Annotated in this window: 1 protein-coding gene; it reads right to left on the bottom strand. The window is 47.3% G+C overall.

Going from position 1 to position 509, the window contains the following annotated elements:
* Nucleotides 1-166: 166 nt before the first annotated feature.
* Nucleotides 167-509, bottom strand: a 343-nt coding sequence (locus ACFQEU_RS18075) for a hypothetical protein (protein WP_379784414.1), incomplete at its 5' end; no start/stop codon positions are given.

Raw genomic sequence — 509 nt, 5'->3', positions numbered from 1 at the left:
ATTGCTGGTGCGACCATTTTGCTGCAGAGCCCTGAGGATACGCCTTTCACTTTCACTAAATTTCATGGCGGAATTCGTCACAATCTGTTCGAAAACTGCAATTATACGTGTAATGTTGGCTGAAGTCAGGCGGATTACCAAGGCGGGTTGGTAGTGGTCGAGGGTTTTAACCAATCGCGAAATTGAGCCCTTTGGCTTTAAACTCGCGCAGGTGAATACCAAAGCTGCCATCGACGTGGAGCTGTTTAATTAAGTGGTCTTCACTCAATTCGCCGCGGCCAATGAGGGATAAGTCGATAAACTCTTGTTTACAGGTCTCTTTATTGACGTCAGTGACACAAATTATTTTAGGTAGATGTTTGGCCTGCTCGTTGGTGGCCAAGACTAGCCCAAGCCGACCATTGGCGAGCTCGACAATCGTACCCGGCGGGTAGAGACCAACAAACTTAATAAAGGCTAGTGTGAGCTCGGTATCGAATTGCTGGCCGCGTTGCTCATAAAGAATTTTC

This window comes from Halorubrum tibetense (assembly GCF_042661865.1).
GTDB lineage: Archaea > Halobacteriota > Halobacteria > Halobacteriales > Haloferacaceae > Halorubrum > Halorubrum tibetense.
The sequence above is the reverse complement of the archived record's forward strand: the minus strand, read 5'-3'. Positions and strand labels throughout refer to the sequence as shown.